Consider the following 23,597-nt stretch of genomic DNA (forward strand, 5'->3'; position numbering starts at 1 on the left):
AACGTGAGGGATTTGAATGAACCGCCGACTCGTCGCAGTCTTGCTCGCCGTCTTGCTCGCCATTGCCGGTGCTTTACTCGTTGTCAACTATGTGCGGGGCGCCGACGCGCGGGCGATCGCTGATCAGCAGCCGGCCAAGGTCTACCTGGCTGAGAAGCTGATCCCAGCAGGCACAACGCTCAAGGATGCCCAGCGCACGGAGCTCATCGTGGAGACGCGCGTGGCTACCGTCGCCCGACCCCAAGGGGCGCTCGACGACATCAACCCGGAAAACAGCGCTCTCCTCGCACTTTCGGACATTCAGCCCGGCGAGTTCGTCATGGCCTCCCGTTTTGGAACACGCCCAGTCGGCGAGAAGGCCATCGAGGTGCCCGCAGGCATGCTCGCGATGTCGGTTGAACTCTCCGACCCTGCCCGAATCGGAAAGTTCGTGACGCCGGGAAGCGACATCGCGATCTTTGCGACTCACGGCATGAAGCTGATAGGGGAGGACGATGCGACCAAGGCCTTCAATGAACTGAACTTGAAAGGCACGACAGTGCTTCTGGACAAGGTTCAGGTCATCGCCATGGGCGATACGCCCTTGGCCGCCCCAAAGAAGGCCGAGGCAGGCAAGGCGGACGAACAGACGCCAAGTTTCTTGGTAACGGTCGCCGTCACACCGGAGCAGTCCCTGCGGCTGGCGCACGGCATCAACGAGTACACGCTGTATGCCGGTTTGCGCGGTTCGGACGTCAAGATTCCCGCGGATGGCCACACCGATGACAGCGATATCTTCAGTTACGACATGAGGCAGCTGCTCAAGCAGGTGCGCCGGTGACCATTTTGTGGGATTTGGATCCCCGCGCTCCCCAGACCTACGGGTTTGCGCTAGGTCCCGACGCGCTGCAGATGCACGCGGCCGGTCAGGTCGGTAAGGCCCTACAAGAGGGCAAACACGCCCTCGTAGTCATAGGTCCGGACATTGCTCTGGACGCAGCCTGTTCGCTGGCGGAGCTCGAGCGCGTCGACCGGCCGGAGCTCGGGGTGATCCTTCTCAGACATCGCGTGGATGTCACGACGCTAGCCCAAGCCCTTCGCTCCGGTGTGCGGGAGGTCGTGCAAGCCGGCGACCAAACCTCGCTCAGTGATGCCATCAAACGGAGCTTGGAGCTAACAGCCCAGCTGTCCGGCCATGCACACGGGCCAAGTGCAGGCGCGGGTAAGGTCATCACTATCTTTTCGGCAAAGGGAGGCGTCGGTAAGACCACGCTGGCCACGAATCTTGCGGCCTATCTTGCCTCGACCGGGGCGGAGACGCTGCTTATCGACCTTGACCTCATGTTCGGCGATGTCGCGATCAGCCTCCAAGTAGTCCCCGCCCACGACATCGGTCACCTGATCAGCATGCGGGGCCATCTCGATGAACAAGGTGTGCATTCCGTGGTGAGTCGGCACGAGGACAGCGGCCTTGCTGTCATCGCCGCTCCCTCGGACCCTGAAGTAGCCGACCGCGTTCCGGCAGCGGTTGTCGAAGAGCTCCTCCGCGTCGCCCGGGGAATGTTCGCCTATGTCATTGTCGACACCCCTCCGAACCTGACCGAGCACGTCCTTACGGCATGCGACCTCAGCGATCTGACCATGCTGGTGGCTACCCTGGACATCCCTGCGGTCAAGAACCTACGGGTTGCCATGAACGCCTTGGACACTCTCGGGGCGTCCAAGGACGGGCGTGTCATCGTGTTGAACCGATCCGACGCGAAGGTTGGGCTCAAGGCCGACGACGTGGAGGTGGCACTGCAACATGAGATCCGTGGGCAGGTGCCGACAAGCCAGTCGGTGCCGTCCTCCGTCAACCGAGGGGTGGCCCTCGTCCTCGACGAACCGCGGTCTCCGGTCGCCGTCGCGATTCGGGAGATCGCTGACCGGGAGATCCGTTCTCGATTTGGCGAGCAGGTCGAGAACGGGTCGAGACGCGGATTCGCATTGTTGAGGAGCCGGAAGTGAGCAGTCTCGCCGACCGTCTGGAAGCAGCCCGCCGTGCGCAGGTCTTCACTGTGCAGGACCAAGGGCCCGCCTTCGAGTCCGAGCGGGCACAACGTCGCGCACGTCGCGGTGTTGATCCGTTTGCCGGAGTCAAGGACCGCGTGCATCAAGCGCTGGTGGACTCTTTGGGGCCGCGCCTCTACGATCCGCACCTGTCCGAAGCAGAGCTCGCGTCCCAGGTCCGGGTGACCCTTCAGGATGTCATCGACTCAGAGCAGACCCCCCTCTCCTTGGCCGACCGAACCCGCATTGCCCAAGACGTCTCGGACGACATCCTCGGACATGGTCCTCTCGAACCGTTCCTCCGGGACCAGGACGTCACGGAAATCATGGTCAACGGTCCGGACGACATCTTCATCGAGCGGGAAGGAAAGATCTTCCCGGTCGACGCGCGGTTTTCCGACGATGCGCACCTGCGTCGCACGATCGACAAGATTGTCTCGCGAGTTGGTCGGCGCGTTGATGAGTCGAGCCCAATGGTCGATGCCCGCCTCCCTGATGGGTCACGCGTGAACGCAGTCCTCCCACCCATCGCGCTCGACGGCTCAATACTCACCATCCGCAAGTTCGCAGCTGACCCTTTCACCGACCGCGACCTCATCTCCTTCGGAACCATGTCCCCCCCAGTCAGGGACTTCTTGGAGGCATGCGTTCGCGGTCGGAGAAACATTGTCATCTCAGGCGGAACTGGCTCGGGAAAGACGACAACCCTCAACGTCCTGAGTTCCTTCTTACCGGACGACGAGCGCATCATCACCATCGAAGACGCGGCAGAACTGCAGCTGCATCAAGATCACGTGCTCCGGCTGGAGTCGCGGCCACCGAACATCGAGGGTAGAGGCGCCATCGCGATTCGCGAGCTGGTGCGCAACTCGCTGCGTATGCGTCCAGACCGCATCATCGTGGGTGAGGTGCGCGACGGCGCCGCGCTGGACATGCTCCAAGCCATGAATACCGGCCATGATGGTTCTCTTACGACCGTTCACGCGAACAGCCCGCGCGACAGTCTCTCTCGGCTGGAGACGATGGTGCTCATGGCGGGCGTGGAACTGCCGGTCCGGGCAATCCGAGAACAAGTCGCCAGTGCCATCGACCTGATTGTCCAGCAAAGCCGCCTGAAGGATGGGTCTCGACGCATCGTGGCCATCACTGAGGTTGTCGGTATGGAATCGGACATCGTCACGCTCCAAGACATCTACACGTTCGACTACTCCGCGGGTCGCGATGAGTCCGGCAGATACCGGGGACAACTGGTTCCGACCGGGATCCGGCCGAAGTTCACCACCGACTTGGCCGACGTAGGGGTCGAGCTGCCGAACCACCTCTTTGCGAGGTTCGGACTGTGACCCGTTCGCTCCGCAGGCTCTGGATTGGGCTGGCCGCGCTTCTCCTGCTCCTGTTTCTGGCTCGACCAGCGGCGGCGGCATCCATTGACGCAGTCATGAGTGACGTCAAGTCCTCTTCAGGCACAGTCACCGGGGTTCTCACAGTCAGGAGCGCCAACCCCGTCCAAGTGGACCCGGGGAGTGTGAAGGCATCCGTGGATGGAGTGATCGTCAAATCCTTCGTCTCCGAAATGACGCACACAAAGCGCACGGCGATGCTCGTCATAGACACCAGCGGGTCGATGGGGACGGACGGCATGGCCACCGTTCGTGCCGCAACTCGCGCCTACCTCAAGGAGGCCCCCGAAGACGTCTTGATCGGGGTCGTCACCTTTGCCAACACCGCCGGCGTCGACCTCAAACCCACTGTTGATCGTGCGGCCGCGCAGCGAGTCGTAAATGGCTTGGACGCCCGCGGAGATACGAGCCTGTATGCGGCAGTCCGTTCGGCGGCGCGCGCCATGCCCGGTGATGGAGATCGAAGCATGGTCTTGCTGAGCGACGGCGCAGATACGGTGAGCGACGACCGGCAGGGTGATCTCGCTGAAGCGAACAGAGAGTTGAAGCGGCGCGGTGTCCGAGTGGATGTCGTGCGTTTCAACACTGATGACCCGGATGCCGTCGTCGCACTCCGGAGCTTCGCCAGTGCGAGCGGCGGCTCGGTCATCCCGGCCACCAACGCATCGGACGTGGGAGCTGCGTTCAAGTCGGCGGCTCGCGCCCTCAGGTCCCAAGCCCAGTTCACCTTGACGCCCAGTTCCCCTCTCCAGGGCAACCACACCATCACGATCTCGGGTACGGCTGCTGGCGAGCCATTCAAGACAACTCAAACCGTGAATTTCGGAGAAGTTGCCGCAGTGATGACACCAGCCGCGCCGCCGCCGGCTGGCCCCGCTGGAGCGGCTCTACCACCCCTGCACGCTCTTACGATGCAGGCGTCGTTGATGCCGTGGATCGCGGCCGGCACCATCGGGGTGGCCATCCTGCTCCTTGCCATCGGTATCCTGACGCCTAGCTTTGCGACCCGGCGTGAGCAACGACTTGCTTCGCTCGAAAGCTACATGGGGCAGACGAGAGTCGCGTCTCGATCGGAGGGCAAGCACCATTCCGCGCCCATTGCGGAGCAGCTCGTCAACTTTGGCGAGCGCGCTATGAAGGGCCGCTCGTCAACTGCGCGAACGATGGAGCTGATCAACCGGGCCGATCTGCCGCTTCGACCGGGTGAATGGTGGGTCCTCCGCAGCGTGGCTGTGCTGAGCGGCGTAGCGATCGGCATGCTGCTGTTCGGTGGATCGGCCTTGCTCGGTGCTGCTCTGGGATTCATGCTCGGCTACTTCCTTCCAGCTTTCGTGCTTCGCTTCCTCGCGGCGCGGCGGGCGGCAGCATTCGAGCGCCTCCTGCCGCAGTCCCTGATGCTTGTCTCGACGAGTCTGCGGAGCGGTTTTGGACTGCCCCAGGCCCTTGACTCGATCGCCAAAGACGCCCCAGATCCCCTCGCAAAGGAATTCTCTAGAGGCCTGGCAGAGACCAGGATCGGCACCGACATCGCCGATGCCTTGGAACGCATGGCGGACCGCATGGGCAGCAGGTCGATGCGGATGGCAGTGATGGCGATCCGCATCCAGCGAGAGGTGGGCGGCAACCTCGCCGAGACCCTGGAGACCACGGCGAGAACCCTCCGTGAGCGGGAGTCCCTCCATCGCCAAGTGCGAGCCCTTTCTGCTGAGGGCCGTCTGTCTGCCTACATCCTGATCGCTCTCCCGATCGGCCTCTTCTTCTACATGATGTGGGTCAATTATGGCTACATCTCGCTGCTCTGGACCCACCCGTTGGGCCTGATGATGCTCGTTGGAGGAATCGTTCTTCTCATTGGAGGAATCTTCTGGATGCGGCAAGTCGTAAAGATCGAGGTGTGACGTGGCGAGTGTTTACATCGGCGTCGGCTTGATCGCCGTCGCAGTCTTCGGCCTTGTGCTGGCTCTCAGCTTCGGCTCAGGCGGACCAACCGGGGTGGCTAAGTCTTTGGCCATGATCGAGGGAGTCGTCACCCAGCGCTCCGCCGTCAAGACCGAGCTTGATGCGAAAGACCGCCTGGTCGAGCCGATCTTCAACCGGGCGCAACGGATCGCCACGGTCCTCTCGCCACAAGGGACGAGCGATCGGCTGGCTCGTGGGCTCGAGCGGGCGGGCAACCCCTCGCCCTGGACTGCCGAACGCGTCATGGGAGCTAAGGGCGTCGCATTGCTCATAGGCCTGCTGCTAGGTGTGGCTTATGGCGGATTTTCCCTGAGAGGCTTCGTCTTTGCACTGGGGTTCGGTGGAGCGGCGTTCTGGCTGCCCAATCTTCTCGTGTACAACGCCGCTTTGCGGCGGCAGGAGCAGGTGGCCACCGGCTTGGCAGAGGCGCTGGACATGCTCACGGTCTGTGTGGAGGCCGGTCAAGGCTTTGACGCCGCGCTCGTCCAGGTTGCCAGGTCGACTGATGGGCCGATCTCCGGCGAATTCGCGCGCGTCCTGTCCGAGGTCCAGATCGGCAAGTCGCGTTCTGAGGCCTTCGCCGGCTTGGGTGACCGCGTGTCCCTATCAGACGTCAAGAACTTCGTGTCGGCCATCATCCAAGCAGACAAGCTGGGCATCCCGATCGCGTCTGTGCTTCGCGAGCAGACGGCTGCGATGCGTCTCTCACGTCGTCAGAGGGCGGAGGAGAAGGCGCAGAAAGTCACGGTGAAGATCCTCTTTCCCCTGCTGCTGTGCATCTTCCCAGCGATGTTCGTTGTGATTCTCGGGCCCGGTATCATTCGAATGATCACTACACTCTTTGGCGGCAACCTCTTGTAAAGAGTTGGCCATTCAGCCGACCGGAAGCGGCCCGCAGAACCGTCCGGACTGCAGGGTAACAAGGGGCCGCGCCGACGGTCGCACCGCATGCCGCTGGGCTCGGTTACAGGGCCAAGCCGGCGGTGAGGAGGCGGCGGGCCAGGTCGAGGCCGAGGGTCGAGACAGGAGCCTCGCCCTGCGCGAGCAGCGTCTCTATCGCAGGCCGCTCGTCGGCAGTGACGGTCAGGGACCCGGCCCGGCTCTGGACCACTGCACCGCCGTCCGGACCGTCGATGACCTCCGGCCGGACGAAGCCGCGCAGCCGGATCACGTCGTCGGGGCCGAGCTGCAGGGCCCGACGTGCCTGTGCCACCGGGCTGAGAGGACCGGGTCTGGCCGCCGCACGGGCCTGCCGTCCGAGCCGGGCGGCGACGCGGTCGGGATCGATGCCCTCGACCAGGCCGGCGAGCACCTCACGCAGGCGGGTGACCTCGTCCGCAACGCCAGCCGGATTGCCCACGTCCACGCCGAGCGGCAGGGGAGCGCGCTCCGACTCGGCGTCCACGAGAGCGTGCATCGCCTCGGCGACCAGAGCCTCGGCCAGGTGCGCCCGCGTCCAGGTGTGCACGCCGAGCGTGAGGTGGGCGCTCACCTCCTCCGTGGCCGTGGCGGAGTGCAGGAAGCCGCGGGGCAGGTAGAGGCAGTCGCCGGCCCGCAGCGTGACGTCGAGCAGCGGAGGCTCAGCAGCAGCCTGACCCACCCGCTCGCGATACGCGGTCCACGGCTGGTCCCGCGTGGGCCAGAGGTGGACGGGCAGCCTGATCCGCCAGTGTTTCTCGCCCGCGACCTGCAGGACGAACACGTCGTGCACGTCGTAGTGGTCGTTGAAGCCCTGGCTCTGTCGCGGTGTCACATAGGCATTGGCCTGAACGGGGTGCCCGAGGTCCTCGGCCAGCGCTGCGACGAAGTCGCTGACCGGTGCCCAGGTGCGGTGCAGGCCCTGGAGGACGATGGTCGCACCGTCGGCGAAGAGCCGGAGCAGCTTGTCGTCACTGACCTGGTCGGCGATCCCGGCCCCGACGCCCCCACCCGCGGTGAAGGCCGAGTCCGGCAGGGTCTGCCCGTTCTTCGCCACCCGGACGAACGGAGTCCGCAGCCCGCGCCGCGACACGAGCTCGTCGACCGCCTCCAGGGAGAAGAGGTCCTCGAACCCTCCGGCGAGGTCGGCCCCGAGCGACACGAGCGGCTGTCGGCCCCAGTGGTCAGAGGCGAACTCGTCGACCGGGACCGAGACGAGCCGCGGCAGGGCCGAAGGTCGACGCGTCGGCGCCGACCCCCGGCTCTGCGTGGTCAGGGACATTCAGCGCCCGGCACCTTCGTCCGCCCCGCCGTCAGCGCCACCATCGGCCCCGCCGTCGTGCGAGCTCGTGTCCGCGCCGCCGTCGGCCGGGCCCTCGGAGCCGCCGGCCCCACCGTCCGCTCCGCCGTCGACCGCGGTGGCGTCGGCTCCGCCGTCGGCCGGGCCCTCGCCCTGCTCCGACATCGAGCCGGTCGGGCCGGCGCTCATGCCGGCGTTGTCGACGCTGCCCGAGTCGACGCCTCCGAGGCCCTGCGAGTCCGTTCCGGTGTCCGCCCGGCTGCCCATCCCCGTCGTCTCGTCCGTCTCGCCCGAGGTCATGTCGTTCGTGTCACTCATGGGTGGAGCTCCTCTCGTCGAGCGGGCACCTCGTCGTGCCCGTCCAACGGAGGAGTACCCACGCCCCGACCCCCTACGTCAACGCGGCGGTAAGAAACTGCGGTCGAGCCGTCATGAAATGGGTACTCGTTCGTCTACAAGGCAGTGGCCGCCCCCGTTGACCCCCGAATGCGGGGGCGGTCACCCGCCTTCTCCCCCCTCCACGTCAACCGAGAGAGCGAGCCATGGACGTCCTGATGCTGACCACCCCGATCGTCGTCATGGTCGGACTCCTCGCCCTCATGCAACGCATCGAGGGACACATGACCGAGCACGCCCCTGTCCGGATCACCACCGAGGACGCCCCGCGTCCGATGACCCGCGCCGACGTGGTGGCCCCCCGCACCGAGACGTCCCGGTTCCTGGCCGGCGCCCCGTTCGCGGTGCTCGTCACGACCGCCGTTCTCATCGGCGCCGCCGTCGTGCGGATGGCCGCCTGAGACCACCGGCCCCGGGGTCACCCGGCCACCGCCTGACCTGGCGCCGTCGCGGGAGCGAGCCCAGCGGCATACGGCATCGGGGTGGGCTCAGCCGGGCTGGGAGGCCTTCTTGACCGCGCGCTTCGCGGTCACCTTCTTCTTCGGCAGCGTCCGGGAGTCGGCGATCATCACCGAGCCGCCACTCCGGTCGAGCGTGAAGAGCCCGATCGCCTCGGCCAGGTCGCTCAGCTTGCCGTAGCCGTAGCGCCGCGGGTCGAAGTCCGGCGCCTGCTTGACGATGAGGTTGGCGACCGCGCCCAGGCCGGCCCAGCCGCTCTCGCCGGAGGCCGCGTCGATGGCCGAACGGAACAGGCCCACCAGCCGCGCGTCCTGGCGCAGCTCGTTCATCGACTTGCGTGCAGCGGGCGGGGTCTCGTCGCCACCGCCCGGCCGGGTCCGGAAGATCTCGGTGTAGACGAACTGGTCGCACGCCTGGACGAACGGCTCCGGCGTCTTCTCCTCACCGAACCCGACCACGTGCTTGCCGGACTCCCGCAGGCGCGAGGCGAGCCGGGTGAAGTCGCTGTCGCTCGACACGATGCAGAACCCGTCGAACGTGCCGGTGTGGAGCAGGTCCATCGCGTCGATGATCATCGCGCTGTCCGTGGAGTTCTTGCGGGCCGTGTAGGCGAACTGCTGGATCGGCTGGATCGAGTGGGTGAGCAGGACGCTCTTCCAGCTGCCGAGCTGCGGGGTCGTCCAGTCGCCGTAGATCCGCTTGACGCTCGCGACGCCGAACTTGGAGATCTCCGCGAGGAGCGGCTCGATGATCGAGGCGTCGGCGTTGTCGGCGTCGATGAGGACGGCGAGGTGGGCGTTGCCGTTCGGCGGGGTCGTCATGGGCTCATCCTGCCGTGTGCCCAACCGGCGGCCAACCGGTGCGGCTGCCGATCAGGCGGAGACGGACTCGCGCTCGCCGAGCCGGGAGGACAGCGTCTCGAGCAGGGCCGCCAGCTCGCCGCGCCGCTCGTCGGTCGCGTCGACCTCGCCCTCGGGGGACAGGTCCTGCAGGAAGTGGAGGCCGGTCGTGCCGACGACGTCGGCCTTGACGTGGGTGAGCACCTTGGCGAGGTCGGCGGCCGCGTCGGTCCCGCCGGACCAGCCGTAGCCGAGGATCGCGATCGGCTTGCTGTCCCACTCCGCGAAGAGGATGTCGATCGCGTTCTTGATCGGGGCGGGGAAGCTGCGGTTGTATTGCGGCGTCACGACGACGATGGCGTCCGACTCGAAGATCTCGCTGGCCCACTGCTGCGTGTGCGGCAGGGCGTACTTGCCGCTCTTGGGGTGCTCCTCCTCGTCGAGGAAGGGCAGCCCGCTCGGGTCGAGGACCTTGACCTCCCACTCGTCGGCGGGGGCTTGGCTGGCCACCCACTCGGCGACCTTGGGACCGATCCGGCCGGGGCGGGTGCTGGAGACGATGATGCGCAGTTGCTTCACGATTCAACCAACTGCTCGGGGGGTGCGGGCATTCCGAGGGCGGGTGTGGCGCGGGTCACACGGCGCCGTCGGGTGGTGCTCCCGCTGCACCCTTCGGCCGCTGCTCCCGGGCCTTCATCTCGGCCTCGTAGCGGTGCCGCTCCGGGTCGCCCGTCGCCGCCCGCACCTCGTCGACCACCTCGCGGAACACCCTCCAGTAGCCGTCGTCGAACGCCTCGATCATCTGGAACGTCCACAGGCCGGGCAGCACGTTCCGTCCGACGACACACTCCTCGACGACGTCGGCGCAGGCGTCGTACCGGGCGTCGCGGAGCAGCGTGACCGCCTCCTGCAGGGTCGCGTCGGCGCGCCCGACCAGCCGGTGGAACCCGTAGAGCAGGCCGCGCGCGTGCTCGACCACCTCGAGCGCCTCCGACAGCTTGCCGAGCGCCTCGACGGTCGCGTCGTCCACGCCGTCGGGGCGGGGTGGCGGCGCGTAGCCCTCCTTGGCGCTGCCGAACCGTTCCACTGCCTCGTCCACGTCCACAGTGCTCGCGTGCCCAGCCGTCCTGCCGTCCAAACCGAAGGTGCCGTATGCCGCTGGGCTCGCTTCCGGGCGAAGGTGACCTCGGGCGGCGGCTGGGGTGCGCTCGACTCACTCGGCGCGGTCGGCGTCCGCTCCGGTGTCGCGGGTGTCGGTGTCGCGGGTCTGGGTGTCGCGGGTCTGGGTGTCGCGCGTCTCGGTGTCCCCGGGGACGAGGCGCACCTCGGTGACGGCGTGGTGCCCGACCGCGGTCACCTCGATCGTCCAGCCGTCGATCTCCACGGTGTCACCCGGTGCGGTCGGGATGCGGCCCAGCCGGTGGAGGACGAGCCCGGCGACCGTGGTGTACTCGCCGTGCCGGACCAGCCCGGCGTCGACGCCGACGTCCTCGAGGTCGTGGACCGGGAACGTCCCGGGCAGCGTGATCGAGCCGTCGGCGGCGCGCTCAATGGCGAGGGAGTCGTCGTCGGTCTCGTCGTAGATCTCGCCGACGACCTCCTCGAGCAGGTCCTCCAAGGTGACGATCCCGTCCACGGACCCGTGCTCGTCGATGACCACCGCGAGCTGCTGACGCTCGGACTTGAACCGGCGCAGCGCGGCGGAGACGTTGGCCGTGTCGGGGAGGACGAGGGCGGGGGTGGCCACCTCGCCGACGAGGCGGTCGTCCTCGTCGAGGAGCAGCGCCCAGTGGGCGACGCCGATGACGTCGTCGCGGTTGCTGCCGCGGATGACCGGCGCCCGGGAGTGGCCTTGCGCCGCGAGGAGCGCCCGAGCCTCGGCGACCGGCATGGAGTGGCGGAGGAAGAGCGTCTGGTGCCGCGGGACGAGGACCTCGCGCAGCGTCCGCTCCTGGATGTCGAAGGCGCCGGCGATGATCTCGCGCTGCTCGGGGCCGAGACCTTGGTGCGTGGAGACGATCTCGCGCAGCTCGTCGGGGGTCAGCTCCTCGCTGGCCGCCTCGGCCCGGCCGCCGAGGAGACGCACGACGGTGTTCGTCGCGAGGCCGAGGGTCCAGACCGCGGGGCGGGAGAAGGTGGACAGGAGGTCGAGCGGTCGGGCGACCACTCGGGCCCAGGGCAGGGCCATCTGCATCGCGAGCCGCTTCGGCGCCAGCTCACCGAGGACGAGGGTGAAGAACGTGAGGATGAGCGTCACCCCCGCGACCGCTGCGGCCTCGGCGGCGCCGCCGAGGACGTCGAGGAAGGGCACGAGCGGCTCGGCCAGCGCGACCGCGGCAGTCGCGGACGCGAGGAAGCCGGCCAGCGTGATGCCGATCTGGATCGTCGCGAGGAAACGGTTGGGGTCCCGGGCCAGGCGGACGAGCCGGCGGGCCGTGACCGTGCCCTCCTTCTCGAGCTGCTTGAGCTGCCCCTCACGGAGCGAGATCAGGGCCATCTCGCTGCCGGAGAACGCGGCGTTGAGCAGGACGAGCACGGCGACGAGGGCGATGTTGAACCAATAACCGGACACCTGGTGCGGCACCAAGCCTTTCGTGGGCGGGCGTCCATCGTAGGCAGAGGGCTCTGCTCAGTGGGGGTGTGCGGCGGTCAGCCTGAGGGTGGGGTCGTGGGGGACTCGGACAGGACGCAGACCAGGCCGGTGTCGGGGGCGCCGAGGTCGAGGCGGCTGTCGCTGACGTGGAAGGCGTTCCAGCCCTCGAGGGCCTGGAGGAAGCGCCGCTCCTGGTCCATCGCCTCGGGCGACCCTGCAACGCGGGTCATTCCGGCACCGGTGATGCGCACGGTCTCGTTGTGGGCCTCGTAGCGGCCCGAGATCCGGTTGACGCCCGTCGTGCCGAGGACCCGGCCGTCCTCGGTGAGGGAGATCTGCGGCTTCGGGTCGATGGTCGCTTCCCCGGCGATGAACTCGACGACCCAGGCGGTGCGCGGGGCCGGGGCTGCTGGGCCGTCTGCTGGGCCGTCTGCTGGGCCGTGTGTTGGGCTGTCGGCGGGGCGGTCCGGTGGGCCGTCCGGTGGGGTGCTCATGGGGCAGTCAAGCATGCTCGCAGCGGCGCGACACACCTGTGGAAAGGTCGCACTGGTGTTCGAGGAATGTGCTTGAATGGAGGGGACAGGGAAGGCCGGGCGCGTCGCTGAGGACGCATCCGACGAGGTCAGGGGTGACCGGTGAAGGCGGAGCAGCTGATTGAGGCAGAGGGCCTCGTCGCTGCCCTCGAGCTCGCCGTCGATGTGGTCCAGCGGCTCACCTCGGACTTTCCGACGTGGTCACTTCCCGAGGCAGAGGTGAGCGCCGGTGTCGCCGGGGCCCAGCGGTTGGCCCAGCTGAGTCAGACCCTGACCGCGGTGCTGGCCAAGGAGGCCCACTCCCGCGGGCTGGGCGCCGACAACGGACTGTCCCGGATCGACTGGCTCAAGGCGCAGGCACCGACGCTCGAGGGCAGCTCGGCTCCGGCACTGGCCCTCCTCGGAGCCGCGATGAACGAGCCGCGCTGGGACGCACTGTCCGAGAAGGTCACGTCCGGCCAGGTGTCCGTGGCCGCGGCGACCGTGGTCCTGCGGCTGCACCAGGATGTCTCCCGGATCGCCGACCCGGAGCAGCTCGACGAGATCATCGCGGTCATCGTCGACAAGATCGAGCACCTGACCGTCAAGGAGCTGAACCGCGTTGCGGCCCAGGCCCGCGCAGCGCTGAAGCCGCCGAGCGAGCTCGACCGTGAGGATGCCGGTCGCCGGCTCGGGCGGTCCCTCAGCAAGATCGGGTCCACGGCTGACTACACGGAGTACCGGCTCCGCCTCGACCCCGAGGGCTCGGCGATCCTCGACGCGGCCATCGACCCCTTGGCGCGACCGCGGCCCGACGTCGAATGGACCGGCGACACCAAGGATGACCCGCGCACTCCCGCGGCCCGGCGCGCCGACGCGCTCCTCGAGCTGGTCGGTCGGGCCGTCGCGGCCCCGCAGGGCGTGACGCGCACGTCGCGCACCAAGCTCGTCGTCACGATGAGCTACGAGGCGCTGCTCGACCAGCTCCGGGGTGCGGGCGTGGCTGACAACGACGCCGTTCTCTCGCCGGGAACGGTCCGTCGGCTGGCCTGCGAGGCCGAGATCGTGCCCATGGTGCTCGGCAGCCCTTCTCAGGTGCTTGACCAGGGCTTCAGTGAGCGATATTTCACGACGGCCCAGCGGCTCGCGCTCGCCAGACGAGACCAGGGGTGTTCGTTCCCGGGGTGCTCGATCCCACCGCAGTGGTGCGACGCGCACCATATCGAGCACTGGTCCCGCGGCGGTCCGACCGACCTCGGCAACGGTGCGCTGCTCTGCGGGCGGCACCACACGATCGTGCACGAGCGCGACCTCACGGCCCAGATCGGTCCGCACGGTGTGACGTGGTTGCTGGGCGGGCTGCCGATCTCCATCGGACCGCGCGCGCCCCGGACGACGTGGCGCCCCCACGCCACCGAGGACTTGCCGCTCGGGGCCTGAGCGGACCTCGGTGGCGGAGTGCGGACAGGGCGTGCAGGTGTGGCGGGCAGGGAGCGGGGTGCGGAAGGGCAGGACGTGCAGGTGTGGCTGGCCGGGGGCGGAGTGCGGAAGGGCGGCGCGGTGTGGCGGGCTTGGAGAGTCAGGCCCGGGCCGAGCGCCGCTGGGAGTGGGGTGCGAGCGGGAGCCGGCTCAGCGGCATACGGCATGGTGGTTGGCGGTCGGACACGACGAAGGGCGCCGGGGAGTCGTGCCCTCCGGCGCCCTTCGTGCGACTCGACCTCAGTCCCCGTCGCCCTTGTTGAGTCCGGTCTTGATCAGCTCCATGACCGAGCTGTCCGCGAGCGTCGTCACGTCGCCGACCTGGCGGTTCTCGGCGACGTCGCGGAGCAGGCGGCGCATGATCTTGCCGGAGCGCGTCTTCGGCAGCTCGGGAACGATCATGATCGACCGCGGCTTCGCGATGGGGCCGATCTCCTTCGCGACGTGGTTGCGCAGCTCGGCGACGATGTCGGCGCCCTCACCCGGCTCGTCGGCCTCGGCGACCGCTTCGGACCGGAGGATGACGAACGCCACGACCGCCTGGCCCGTCGTCTCGTCCGTCGCGCCGACGACAGCGGCCTCGGCGACCTTCGGGTGCGACACGAGGGCGGACTCGATCTCCGTCGTCGACAGGCGGTGACCCGAGACGTTCATGACGTCGTCGACGCGGCCGAGCAGCCAGATGTCGCCGTCATCGTCCTTCTTCGCGCCGTCGCCGGCGAAGTAGAGGCCCTCGAACCGGCTCCAGTACGTCTCCTTGTAGCGCTCCGGGTCGCCCCAGATGCCGCGCAGCATCGCCGGCCACGGCTTGGTCAGCACGAGGTAGCCGCCATGGCCGTTGGGGACCGGCTGTGCCATGTCGTCGACGACCTCGGCGCCGATACCCGGGATCGCCCGCTGGGCCGACCCCGGCTTGGTCGCCGTGACACCGGGGAGGGGACTGACCATGATCGCCCCGGTCTCCGTCTGCCACCACGTGTCGACGATCGGGCAGCGGTCCCCACCGATGACGCGGCGGTACCACATCCAGGCCTCGGGGTTGATCGGCTCACCGACCGAGCCGAGCAGCCGCAGCGAGCTCAGGTCGAACTTGCCCGGGATGTCGTCGCCCCACTTCATGAAGGTGCGGATCGCCGTCGGAGCGGTGTAGAGGATCGTCACCTTCTTCTGCTCGACGATCTCCCAGAAGCGACCCTGGTGCGGGGTGTCCGGGGTGCCCTCGTACATCACCTGAGTCGCGCCGAGCGTCAGCGGCCCGTAGACGATGTAGGAGTGGCCGGTCACCCAGCCGATGTCGGCGGTGCACCAGTAGACGTCGCTCTCCGGGTGGACGTCGTGGACCACGGCGTTCGTGTACGCGCACTGCGTGAGGTACCCGCCGGTCGTGTGGAAGATGCCCTTGGGCTTCCCGGTGGTCCCCGACGTGTAGAGGATGAACAGCGGGTGCTCGGACTCGTGCGCCGGCGCCTCGTGGGTCGGGGCGGCCTGCTCGAGCACCTCGTCCCACCAGAGGTCGCGGCCCTCGGTCCACGGGGTCTCCTGGCCGGTGCGCTTGACGACGAGCACCTTCTCGACCGACGTGTCACCGTGGTCGAGGGCGGCGTCGACGGCCGGCTTGAGCGGGGAGGCGCTACCGCGGCGGTAGCCACCGTCGGACGTGATGACGACCTTGGCGCCGGCGTCGTCGATGCGCGAGTGCAGGGCCTCGGCCGAGAACCCACCGAAGACGACGGAGTGGGGCGCGCCGATGCGGGCGCAGGCGAGCATCGCGACGGCCGCCTCCGGGATCATCGGCAGGTAGATCGCGACCGTGTCACCCTTGCGGACCCCGATGTCCTGCAGCGCGTTCGCGGCCCGCTGGACCGAGGAGTGCAGGTCGGAGTAGGTGATCTCGCGGGTGTCACCCTCGGGCTCGCCGATCCAGTGGATCGCGACCCGGTCGCCGTTGCCGGCCTCGACGTGCCGGTCGACCGCGTTGTAGCAGGCGTTGAGCTCGCCGTCGGGGAACCACTTGGCGAACGGGGTGTCCCACTGGAGGGTCTGCGTGAAGTCCTTGCTCCACGACACGTACGTGCGGGCCTGCTCGGCCCAGAAGCCCTCGTGGTCGGCGTCCGCCTTCTCGTACAGCTCAGCCGTGCCGTTGGCCCGGGAAGCGAACTCAGGAGGGGGTGGGAAGGTCCGAGTCTCCTGGAGGAGGTTCTCGAGCGTTTCGCTCATCGGCTCACCTTTCGCATCGACATTGGTGCTGGAGTCGCGGACTCACGTTCCCCCCAACTCAAACGCACGGCTCGCTCCGCATCAATAGGGGCTGCCGTTCGTCTTACGACCTACTCCTCAGTAGCCTGTCGAGCGGTCGCCCGCCGCCGATGAGCGGTCGGGGGTGGTTCAGTGACCGTGCCTCAGGGAAAGCCGACGGGACCACGCCCCGACCCGAGAGCACGAACCGGTCGAGTCAGGGGGTCCCGACACCGTCAGTGTGGACCCTGCCGCGTCGTCCGGCATCCGGAGACGGGCAAGATGAGGAGAGCCCGGACGGTGGCCCAGGGCGACGGCGCCTGCGCAGACGGCGGCGCCACGTGCGTTGCGCCCGGCCAGGCCCGTGCAGACCAGCGGCCGTCGGCCCGGCGGCGGGATCGAAGGAGGTCCAGCGCAGCGTCCATCCGCGGGTCATGGGGCACCTCCAACAGGGCCAGACAGTCGAGCCCGCGCAGGATGTCGAAGTGCCACAGGGGCGGGTGGTGCGCTTGCGGGAAGTCGTGGCGGGTCAGTTCGGCGAGTCACTTCGACGGTGCGGGTGCACCTCGGTGCGTCGCTTGGAGGCGACGCACCCAGGTCTTGGCGACGCATCTCACGCGGCCCGCGCTCAGGGCTCCCCTCTGGCCGCCGCGGCGCACTCCTAGGCTGGACCGGTGTCCGACCCGAAGCCTGCCCGCAACCCGATCGTCGACCAGCTCGCCGCCCTTGCCGACCTCCCCGGCGTGCGCGGGAGGGCCGACGCCGTGCGGGGGGCCTGCACCAGGCTGCGCTTCCACGAGGCGCTGAGACGTCGCATTCCTGAGGCCGCGGCCGAGTCGCGAGTCCGCGGGGCCCGCGCGTCGGCAGCCCTCGACGGCGTCGACTACCCGGTCGACCTCGTCCGTGAGCTGACGACGGGCGCGCGCCCCTGGCCGGACGAGCTCACCCCGGACCTGGCCACCCTCAAGGGGGCCATCGCCGCCACCGCCGAGAGCGAGCGCGTCGCCACCATCGTCCGGACCGCTCCGCTCCAGGCGCTCGCGCGGCTGCACGTCGCAGCAGCGTCTCCTCTCGTCGGCGGTGAGCGGCCGGAGTTGCTCGGGCGGCCCCGGATCGCGGGGGAGGAGTGCACCGAGTTCGTCGACCTCGGCCCGGCCCCGGACGCTGCGGAGGTGTCGCGACGCCTGAGCCAGCTCGCGGACCTCATCGTCGCCGCCTCGGCCGCCACGAACCGCGTTCCCGCAGTGGTGGTCTCGTCAGTCGTGCACGGTGAGGTCATCGCCATCCGCCCGTTCGTGCACGGGAACGGTCTCGTCGCCCGGGCCCTGGAGCGGGCCCTCGTCCAGGCCCTCGGCCTCGACCCGACCGGTGTCGCGGTCCCCGAAGCCGGCCACGTCGCGAACGGGACGGTGACCTACACAGGGAGCTCAGCGGCATACGGGAAAGGGACTGCCGCCGGGGTGGGACTGTGGCTCGGGCAGGCGGCCGACGCGCTGCTCAAGGGCGTCGACGAGGGCGAACGGATCTGTGACGCGGTGCGCGCAGGACGCCTCAGCTGACCGTTCTGGCTTGTCCACTGTGATGGACAGAACGTGTTTTCGGCGCGTGTCAAGACTGTTGCCAAGGCGCTCGCGTGGGGTACAAAGGAGGCAGGAACCACGCATCGCCGAGAGGCGTAGGACGGATCCAGAAGGCAACACAAAGCGAGAACGAGAGGTACCCACGCGACGGCAGTTCACTTTGAACAGTCCACCCTCGGGTCCACACCGAGGCGACAATTCGAAATGCACGCTTGGTAGCCCGAACTCGTTCTCACGAGGCCCCCGACCTGGTCTGGGGGCCTCGTCCTTTTGCGGCTGTTCCTCCTTTTTCGGTGGATTGTCCCGCTGTCGTGAATTTCACCGCGCGCCACACGGCGTTTGGTTTGCATCAGGTCTCTGAAGAGCCCACCATTGGTGGCGCGCTCCCCTCAGGGTCGAGCGCCGCGGGTCTGGCGACTCCCCCCGGTCGCCAGTCTCGCGAAGGTGGCCCCTGTCTTCCCCCAGACGGGGGCCACCGCTCTTCTCGGGACGGTTCGTCCACATCCCCTGGCCGGATCGTGGGCTGTCCACAGCATTCCGTATGCCGCTGGGCCCGGTTGCGCTCGTCGGCGACGGTGGGGGCATGGGACACGTCATCGGCGTCATACCGGCCTCAGGTGGGGTCGGTGCCACCACGTTCGCAGCGGTGCTGGCCGTCCGCGCTGCGGAGACCGGACATCCGGTCGTCGCCGTCGACCTGGACTCCTTCGGTGGGCGGCTCGACGTCGTGCTCGGCGTCGAGCAGGAGCCGGGTTGGCGGTGGGAGCAGCTGCGCGGCGTCGCGGGAGTCGTCGACGGCGGCGGGCTGGCGCGTGAGCTGCCGCAGTCGGGGCCGTTGCACGTCCTCGCGGGTGCGACCCGCGCCGCCGAGCCGGAGAGGTCCCGGGCCGACGGCCACCCTGCTGCGGCCTGGGGAACGGTCGTGTCGGACGTCGTGGCCGGGCTCGCAGCGGCCCACCGCGTCACGGTTCTCGACCTGGCCCGTGACGCGGCGGTGGTCGAGTCCGTGGCGCCGCTCGTCGATGCGTGGGTCGTCGTCGCCGGCACCGGCGTCCCCCAGCTCGCCTCGGCGGCGGTGTCGGTCCCGCTGCTCCGACGTCTCGTCGACGGTGCGTGCGCGCGAGCCTCGGGTGCCGGCCGGGTCACCGCCGCCGGTGCTGGGCTGCGTCGACCGTGCGAGCCGTGGTTGGTGCTGCGCGGAGCCCGGATCGAGGACGACATCGCGGACGCGGTCTGCGACCACCTCGACGTGCCCGTGATCGCTCGGGTGCGGGACGACCTGCGCCTGGTCTCGGACGTCACGTGTGGGGTCGCCCCCGGCGCTCGCGGCCGCGGTGCCGTCGTCGAGGCCGCCGATGAGATCCTGCTGCGGCTCGTGTCCCAGCCTCCGATCGAGCTGGCCATGAGTCCTCGACCGGCGGGTTCGCGGGCGCGACCGCCCGGCGCCTCTGGTCCCGGCACCGCCTCTGCTCCCGGCGCCGCCTCTGCTCCCGGCACCGTCCCTGCTCCCGGCACCGCCTCTGGTCCCGGCACCGCCTCTGCTCCCGGTGTCAGAACCGGCGCCGACCCGTCCGAGCGCTGGGGGTGGTCCGCGTGACGCTCACCCCGGCCATGTGGCAGCGGGTCCGGGAAGGCCGCGGTCCAGACCCATCTCTGGTGACGGACGTGGCCAAGGAGGAGACCGGGGCGCTCGGTGCCCAGCGTGTCGCTGCCTCGCGGGAGGCGATCGCGGCGCGCGTCCTCGGAGCAGGGCCACTCGAGGAATGGCTCGACGATGGCGACGTCACCGACCTCGCCCTCAACGGGGACGGCAAGGTCTGGGTGGACCGGGGAGCCGGGATGGAGTGGACCGGGCACGTCGTGCCGGCGGACGACGCGCGAGGCCTGGCCGTGCGCCTCGCCGCTGGCGCCGGTCGCCGTCTCGACGAAGCCAGCCCCTGGGTCGATGGCCAGCTGCCGTCGGGCGCCCGCCTGCACGCGGTGCTGCCGCCGCTCGTCGCCGGGGGACCGCACATCACGATCCGCGTCCCGGCCCGCGACCACCTCTCGTTCGGGAGGTTGGAGGCCGGGGGCATGTTCCCGGCGCCGTGGGGCCAGGTGCTGCGGCAGGTCGTGGCGCGGCGGCTGGCCTTCGTGGTCTCGGGTGGAACGGGCGCCGGCAAGACGACGATCCTCGCGGCGCTCCTCGGCCTCGTCGACCCGAGCGACCGGCTGCTCGTCGTGGAGGACGTGCGGGAGCTGCACGTCGACCACCCGCACGTGGTCCGGCTCGAGGCGCGACCGCCGAACGTCGAAGGGATGGGCGAGGTGACACTGACGACGCTCGTCCGGCAGTCCCTCCGGATGCGTCCCGACCGCATCGTCGTCGGCGAGGTGAGGGGTGCCGAGGTCCGCGAGCTGCTTGCCGCGCTCAACACCGGTCACGAGGGAGGCTGCGGCACCGTCCACGCGAACGCGCCTGAGGACGTCATCGCCCGGTTCGAGGCACTGGGGGCGCTCGCCGGACTCGGTCCGGCTGCGGTGCGGGCCCAGCTGGCAGCGGCGGTCGACGTCGTGGTCCACGTTGCTCGACTCGGTCCGGTGCGGCGGGTGGAGACGATCTCGGCGCTGTTCCGCCGGGGCGGGGAGCCCGTCGTGGAGACCGCACTGTCCCGGGGAGGGACTGACGGTGCCAGCCGGGTCGGACCTGCCTGGCCGGCTCTCGCGCACCGCCTCGGCATCGATCCGGGTTGTGTGGCCGGCACGACGCCGGGGGCGGGAGCGTGACGGTGGCGGTGGTGGCCGGGGTCGTCCTGGCCGCCTCGGTGCTCTTGTGGCCGGTCGGTGGGCGGGTGGCGGAGGTCCGTCGCGTTCTGGGCGGGGGAGCCCTCGAGGGAAGGAACGCACCCGAGCCGGGGCCGCGCTGGGCGCAGCTGCGCGGGGTGTGGGGATCGGACCCCGTCGAGCTCTTTCACGATTGGCGCCGGCGCCGCCGGTCGGGGTCGTCGGTGTCCAGCGCAGTGGCGCTCCTCGAAGGCGTGGCCCCGGCTCTCGAGGCGGGCTTGACACCGTCGGTGGCGGTTCGGCTGTCCGGTGCGACGCTCAGGTCCTCCATCGACCCGCTGACTGCGCGTCTCGTTGCGGAGCTGACCGAGACCAGCGAACGGGGTGCTCACGTGGCGCCGGTGTGGCGCTCCTGGGCTGGGGCCGAGGGCTCCGAAGAGCTTCGCTTCGTCGCGGCGGCGTGGCAGCTGTCCGAGGTGACCGGCGCGCCCCTCGCCGACGCGGTTCGCCGGGCGGTGGCCTCAGTGCACCAGGCGCGGGAGCGAGCCCGTCGGGTGCACGTCGCCGTTGCCGGGCCTCGAGCCACCGTCGTGGTGCTCACCGTGCTGCCCCTGACCGGGCCGCTCTTCGGCCTGGCCTGTGGGGTGCCGCCGACCGAGCTGTACCTCGCTTCCCCGCTGAGCAGCGCGGCGGCCGCCCTCGGCCTGGTGCTGATCTGGGTGGGGCGTCGATGGTGCCGACGCCTGGTCGAGTCGGCGGTCTCCGTCGGTGGCGCCGACGGTGCGGGCTCGTGGAGCCGAAGGTGAGCCAGGCGGTGGTGGCGGGTCTGCTGGTGGCTTTCGCGGTCCTGGTGGCCCCCCGGAGGGGGCGTCTCGGGAGCCCTGCGGGAGGAGGAACGCATCCCGCCGCCGGGACCGGCGCCGGCAATGCGATCGGAACGGATGACCAGATGGGGGCCGCGGTCCCACGCCCGCTCGCGCGTCCCACCTCGGAGGAGGTCACGTCGGCCCTGGTCCTCCTCGCGCTGGGCTACCGGTCCGGACTCCCCACGTGGAACGTCCTCACCGCGGTCGCGGACGTACTTGCCCAGCCGGAGGCGCCGGACGGCTCGGCGGTGACACGCGACCTTCGGCAGGTGGCGGCGGCGCTGCGGTGGGGCGCATCCGACGACGAGGCGTGGGCTTCCGTGGGCGAGGTGTGGACAGGTGCCGGGCGCGCGGTGGCCATTGCCCACCGCGCGGGCATCCCGCCGGGCCCCCTGCTCCTGTCCGCGGCGGACGAGCTGCGCAAGGCGTCGCTGGAACGCGTGGAGCTCGCTGCTGCTCGCGTCGGCGTGCAGCTCGTGGCGCCCCTCGGCCTGGTCCTGCTGCCCGCGTTCTGCCTGACCACGGTGGTTCCGCTCGTCATGGCTCTGGGCGGCCAGCTGCTGAGCGGCTGAGATCCGTACTGCTGAAGCGGCCGAGGGCCGCTGACCCCGTTTTCGCGGCACCCGCCGCGAGTTCCAAGGAGGAGAAAGGACGTCCGGTGACGCAACGGATGAAGAGAAGGATGCACGGCTGGCTCAGCGAGTCGGGAATGTCGACGTCGGAGTATGCGGTCGGCATCATGGCCGCCTGCACGTTCGCCCTGGTGCTGCTCGGGGTGGTGCGGTCGGACGCCGTGCGCAGCGCCCTGACCGGCATCGTCCAGAGTGCCCTGGGACTCGCCGGGTGACGGGCGCGCGGCACGCAGGGCGAGTGCGGCGAGTGGGCCTGCCGCGAGTCGGTCGGCGTGACGCGGGGATGGTGACGGCCGAGCTGGCCGTCGCCATCCCGGTCGTCGTCCTCGTACTGGTCATCTGCCTCGCCGGACTGAGTGCAGCGGTCGCCCAGGTCAGGTGCGTCGACGCGGCGAGCGCGGGCAGTCGCGCCGCCGCTCGGGGCGACAGTCCTGCAAGAGTGGAGGAGCTGGCCCGACGCGCGGCTCCGGACGGCGCGGTCGTCTCGGTGTCGACGCGGGGCGGCGACGCGCTCGTGACCGTCCGCGTCCGCGCGGGTGGGTGGGGTGATCTCGTTCCGGCGTGGGACCTCAGCGCGACCGGACGGACCCCGGTGGAGCAGGAGCGGGGGCCATGACGCAGGGACCGTGCCGGTGCCGGGGAAGGCGGGGTGGCAGTGGTTTCCGGCGGAGTGCTGCCGAGGGGCCACGGCCTCGGGTGCTGAACCTTTCGCGGCAACCCGCCACGGAGCGTGGTGCTGCGACGGTGTTGGTCATCGGAGTGCTCGTCGCGCTGCTCGTCGTGACGACGGGAGGACTCCTCATCGCCAGTGCGGTGGTCGCAAGCCACCGGGCCCGTCTCGCGGCGGACCTGGCCGTCCTCGCTGGGGCCACCGCGCTCCGCGATGCTTCGACGGTGGAGCGGGCCTGCGCGGCTGCCCGGCGGGTTGCGACGCTCAACGGCGCCGAGCTGGGTGCCTGTCAGGCACGTGGAACGGAGCTCGAGCTGACCGTGACCGTGGCGGCGCCGCCCTGGTCGGAGCCGGCCCGGGCGCGGTCCAGAGCCGGGCCCGCCACGGAGGCATTGCGGTGAGCCGAGGCCGTGGGCGAAGCCGGGATCATCGACCGGGGGGCTTCGTGGGTGTGTACCGATTTCAGCGGTTGCGCCAGGCATCCGGCGCGGTGAGCAGCTGCTGCAGGGGCTCGGGGAGCGCACCGGTCCGCAGGGCCTCGAGCGAGGTGCCGTCGAGCACCTCGCGGAGGCTGGCGCGGACTGCGACCCACAGGCTCGGGAGGTGCTGGGCCACGCCTGCGTAGGACGTCTCGTGAGGACGGAGCCCGCGGACTTCGGCGAGCGGCCCGTCCACGGCTCGGAAGACGTCGCCGACGCTGATCTCGCGCTGTGGTCGGGCGAGCGCGTAGCCGCCCAGCGCTCCGCGCCGGCTCAGGACGAGCTCCGCACGTCGCAGGTCCGCGAAGATGGCTTCGAGGAACTTGCGGGGCAGTTCCTGTTCGGTGGCGAGCGCCTCGATGCTGACCGGACCCGATCCGCTGGCGGCCGCCTCGGCGAGGATGAGCATCGCCCGGACGGCATAGTCCACCCGCGCGGAGATGTCCATCAGACCTCAACCCCGGCGCGGGACAGGGCCAGGCGTTCCGG

The 23,597-nt window shown here is 69.5% G+C and carries 24 protein-coding genes; 15 read left to right on the forward strand and 9 right to left on the reverse strand.

Features of this window, described 5'->3' with window-relative positions:
- Positions 1–16: 16 nt before the first annotated feature.
- From cpaB to INTCA_RS02560, 5 genes are all read left to right on the forward strand, one after another.
- On the forward strand, positions 17–820 hold the full coding sequence (cpaB, locus tag INTCA_RS02540) for a Flp pilus assembly protein CpaB (protein WP_013491369.1): 804 nt from the start codon (positions 17–19) through the stop codon (positions 818–820).
- A gap of 71 nt (positions 821–891) precedes the next feature.
- Positions 892–1,986 carry a CpaE/TadZ family protein gene (locus INTCA_RS02545; RefSeq protein WP_244859863.1) on the forward strand — a complete coding sequence of 365 codons (1,095 nt, stop codon included), beginning with the start codon at positions 892–894 and terminating at the stop codon, positions 1,984–1,986.
- Complete coding sequence (locus INTCA_RS02550) at positions 1,983–3,371, forward strand: TadA family conjugal transfer-associated ATPase (protein WP_013491371.1); 1,389 nt, start codon at positions 1,983–1,985, stop codon at positions 3,369–3,371. Before INTCA_RS02545 ends, INTCA_RS02550 begins: the two co-directional genes overlap by 4 nt.
- Positions 3,368–5,326 (forward strand): type II secretion system F family protein, encoded by a 1,959-nt coding sequence (locus INTCA_RS02555; RefSeq protein ID WP_013491372.1) that lies wholly within the window; start codon positions 3,368–3,370, stop codon positions 5,324–5,326. Before INTCA_RS02550 ends, INTCA_RS02555 begins: the two co-directional genes overlap by 4 nt.
- A gap of 1 nt (position 5,327) precedes the next feature.
- Positions 5,328–6,248: a type II secretion system F family protein gene (locus INTCA_RS02560; protein WP_013491373.1), complete on the forward strand. Its 921-nt coding sequence runs from the start codon at positions 5,328–5,330 to the stop codon at positions 6,246–6,248.
- A gap of 103 nt (positions 6,249–6,351) precedes the next feature.
- Here INTCA_RS02560 and INTCA_RS02565 read toward each other — a convergent pair whose 3' ends face one another.
- Together INTCA_RS02565 and INTCA_RS20180 are read right to left on the reverse strand one after the other, a co-directional pair.
- The gene (locus tag INTCA_RS02565) at positions 6,352–7,587 is read right to left on the reverse strand and encodes a cupin domain-containing protein (protein WP_013491374.1); all 1,236 of its coding nucleotides are present in this window, start codon (positions 7,585–7,587) and stop codon (positions 6,352–6,354) included.
- A complete protein-coding gene (locus INTCA_RS20180) occupies positions 7,588–7,923 on the reverse strand; it encodes a hypothetical protein (protein WP_013491375.1) in 336 nt (111 codons plus the stop codon).
- Positions 7,924–8,147: 224 nt separating this feature from the next.
- Here INTCA_RS20180 and INTCA_RS02575 point away from each other — a divergent pair, with 224 nt between their 5' ends.
- Entirely contained in the window at positions 8,148–8,402 is a 255-nt protein-coding gene (locus INTCA_RS02575) for a hypothetical protein (RefSeq protein ID WP_013491376.1), read from the forward strand.
- An 87-nt stretch (positions 8,403–8,489) separates the two neighbouring features.
- Here the strand turns inward: INTCA_RS02575 and INTCA_RS02580 are convergent, their stop codons facing one another.
- The 5 genes from INTCA_RS02580 to INTCA_RS02600 all read right to left on the reverse strand — a co-directional run bounded on the left by INTCA_RS02580 (position 8,490) and on the right by INTCA_RS02600 (position 12,386).
- Entirely contained in the window at positions 8,490–9,281 is a 792-nt protein-coding gene (locus INTCA_RS02580; RefSeq protein WP_041307184.1) for an NYN domain-containing protein, read from the reverse strand.
- A gap of 51 nt (positions 9,282–9,332) precedes the next feature.
- A complete protein-coding gene (locus INTCA_RS02585; protein WP_013491377.1) occupies positions 9,333–9,878 on the reverse strand; it encodes an NADPH-dependent FMN reductase in 546 nt (181 codons plus the stop codon).
- Positions 9,879–9,933: 55 nt separating this feature from the next.
- The gene (locus INTCA_RS02590; protein WP_013491378.1) at positions 9,934–10,398 is read right to left on the reverse strand and encodes a hypothetical protein; all 465 of its coding nucleotides are present in this window, start codon (positions 10,396–10,398) and stop codon (positions 9,934–9,936) included.
- Between the two features lie 114 nt (positions 10,399–10,512).
- On the reverse strand, positions 10,513–11,883 hold the full coding sequence (locus tag INTCA_RS02595) for a hemolysin family protein (protein WP_013491379.1): 1,371 nt from the start codon (positions 11,881–11,883) through the stop codon (positions 10,513–10,515).
- Between the two features lie 65 nt (positions 11,884–11,948).
- Complete coding sequence (locus tag INTCA_RS02600; RefSeq protein WP_013491380.1) at positions 11,949–12,386, reverse strand: META domain-containing protein; 438 nt, start codon at positions 12,384–12,386, stop codon at positions 11,949–11,951.
- Positions 12,387–12,527: 141 nt separating this feature from the next.
- On the opposite strand from INTCA_RS02600, the gene INTCA_RS18510 reads away from it, so the two are divergent.
- Complete coding sequence (locus tag INTCA_RS18510; RefSeq protein ID WP_013491381.1) at positions 12,528–13,844, forward strand: HNH endonuclease signature motif containing protein; 1,317 nt, start codon at positions 12,528–12,530, stop codon at positions 13,842–13,844.
- Positions 13,845–14,123: 279 nt separating this feature from the next.
- Here INTCA_RS18510 and acs read toward each other — a convergent pair whose 3' ends face one another.
- A complete protein-coding gene (acs, locus tag INTCA_RS02610; RefSeq protein ID WP_013491382.1) occupies positions 14,124–16,100 on the reverse strand; it encodes an acetate--CoA ligase in 1,977 nt (658 codons plus the stop codon).
- A gap of 692 nt (positions 16,101–16,792) precedes the next feature.
- Between acs and INTCA_RS02615 the strand changes: the two genes are divergently transcribed.
- The 8 genes from INTCA_RS02615 to INTCA_RS02650 all read left to right on the forward strand — a co-directional run bounded on the left by INTCA_RS02615 (position 16,793) and on the right by INTCA_RS02650 (position 23,030).
- Entirely contained in the window at positions 16,793–17,677 is an 885-nt protein-coding gene (locus INTCA_RS02615; protein ID WP_013491383.1) for a Fic family protein, read from the forward strand.
- A gap of 562 nt (positions 17,678–18,239) precedes the next feature.
- The gene (locus INTCA_RS18515) at positions 18,240–19,295 is read left to right on the forward strand and encodes a CpaE-like family protein (protein ID WP_052337952.1); all 1,056 of its coding nucleotides are present in this window, start codon (positions 18,240–18,242) and stop codon (positions 19,293–19,295) included.
- Positions 19,296–19,354: 59 nt separating this feature from the next.
- Positions 19,355–20,464: a TadA family conjugal transfer-associated ATPase gene (locus INTCA_RS02625; protein ID WP_234423896.1), complete on the forward strand. Its 1,110-nt coding sequence runs from the start codon at positions 19,355–19,357 to the stop codon at positions 20,462–20,464.
- Entirely contained in the window at positions 20,461–21,267 is an 807-nt protein-coding gene (locus INTCA_RS18520; protein WP_114609264.1) for a type II secretion system F family protein, read from the forward strand. Before INTCA_RS02625 ends, INTCA_RS18520 begins: the two co-directional genes overlap by 4 nt.
- Before the next feature lie 143 nt (positions 21,268–21,410).
- Entirely contained in the window at positions 21,411–21,899 is a 489-nt protein-coding gene (locus INTCA_RS18525; protein ID WP_052337954.1) for a type II secretion system F family protein, read from the forward strand.
- Positions 21,900–21,985: 86 nt separating this feature from the next.
- On the forward strand, positions 21,986–22,174 hold the full coding sequence (locus INTCA_RS02640) for a DUF4244 domain-containing protein (protein WP_013491388.1): 189 nt from the start codon (positions 21,986–21,988) through the stop codon (positions 22,172–22,174).
- Positions 22,175–22,197: 23 nt separating this feature from the next.
- A complete protein-coding gene (locus INTCA_RS02645) occupies positions 22,198–22,575 on the forward strand; it encodes a TadE family type IV pilus minor pilin (protein ID WP_234423898.1) in 378 nt (125 codons plus the stop codon).
- A complete protein-coding gene (locus tag INTCA_RS02650; protein ID WP_013491390.1) occupies positions 22,572–23,030 on the forward strand; it encodes an Rv3654c family TadE-like protein in 459 nt (152 codons plus the stop codon). The genes INTCA_RS02645 and INTCA_RS02650 overlap by 4 nt, the downstream gene beginning before the upstream one ends.
- A gap of 61 nt (positions 23,031–23,091) precedes the next feature.
- Here INTCA_RS02650 and INTCA_RS02655 read toward each other — a convergent pair whose 3' ends face one another.
- Positions 23,092–23,556: an RrF2 family transcriptional regulator gene (locus INTCA_RS02655; protein WP_013491391.1), complete on the reverse strand. Its 465-nt coding sequence runs from the start codon at positions 23,554–23,556 to the stop codon at positions 23,092–23,094.
- Positions 23,557–23,597: the final 41 nt, after the last annotated feature.

This window comes from Intrasporangium calvum DSM 43043 (assembly GCF_000184685.1).
Lineage (GTDB): Bacteria > Actinomycetota > Actinomycetes > Actinomycetales > Dermatophilaceae > Intrasporangium > Intrasporangium calvum.

Excerpts from the sequence above, each read along its gene's own strand:
- cpaB (WP_013491369.1), top strand. The coding sequence starts at position 17 with ATGAACCGCCGACTCGTCGCAGTCTTGCTCGCCGTCTTGCTCGCCATT.
- INTCA_RS02545 (WP_244859863.1), top strand. The coding sequence starts at position 892 with ATGCACGCGGCCGGTCAGGTCGGTAAGGCCCTACAAGAGGGCAAACAC.
- INTCA_RS02565 (WP_013491374.1), bottom strand. The coding sequence starts at position 7,587 with ATGTCCCTGACCACGCAGAGCCGGGGGTCGGCGCCGACGCGTCGACCT.
- INTCA_RS20180 (WP_013491375.1), bottom strand. The coding sequence starts at position 7,923 with ATGAGTGACACGAACGACATGACCTCGGGCGAGACGGACGAGACGACG.
- INTCA_RS02575 (WP_013491376.1), top strand. The coding sequence starts at position 8,148 with ATGGACGTCCTGATGCTGACCACCCCGATCGTCGTCATGGTCGGACTC.
- INTCA_RS02580 (WP_041307184.1), bottom strand. The coding sequence starts at position 9,281 with ATGACGACCCCGCCGAACGGCAACGCCCACCTCGCCGTCCTCATCGAC.
- INTCA_RS02600 (WP_013491380.1), bottom strand. The coding sequence starts at position 12,386 with ATGAGCACCCCACCGGACGGCCCACCGGACCGCCCCGCCGACAGCCCA.
- acs (WP_013491382.1), bottom strand. The coding sequence starts at position 16,100 with ATGAGCGAAACGCTCGAGAACCTCCTCCAGGAGACTCGGACCTTCCCA.
- INTCA_RS18515 (WP_052337952.1), top strand. The coding sequence starts at position 18,240 with ATGCCGCTGGGCCCGGTTGCGCTCGTCGGCGACGGTGGGGGCATGGGA.
- INTCA_RS18525 (WP_052337954.1), top strand. The coding sequence starts at position 21,411 with ATGGGGGCCGCGGTCCCACGCCCGCTCGCGCGTCCCACCTCGGAGGAG.
- INTCA_RS02650 (WP_013491390.1), top strand. The coding sequence starts at position 22,572 with ATGACGCAGGGACCGTGCCGGTGCCGGGGAAGGCGGGGTGGCAGTGGT.
- INTCA_RS02655 (WP_013491391.1), bottom strand. The coding sequence starts at position 23,556 with ATGGACATCTCCGCGCGGGTGGACTATGCCGTCCGGGCGATGCTCATC.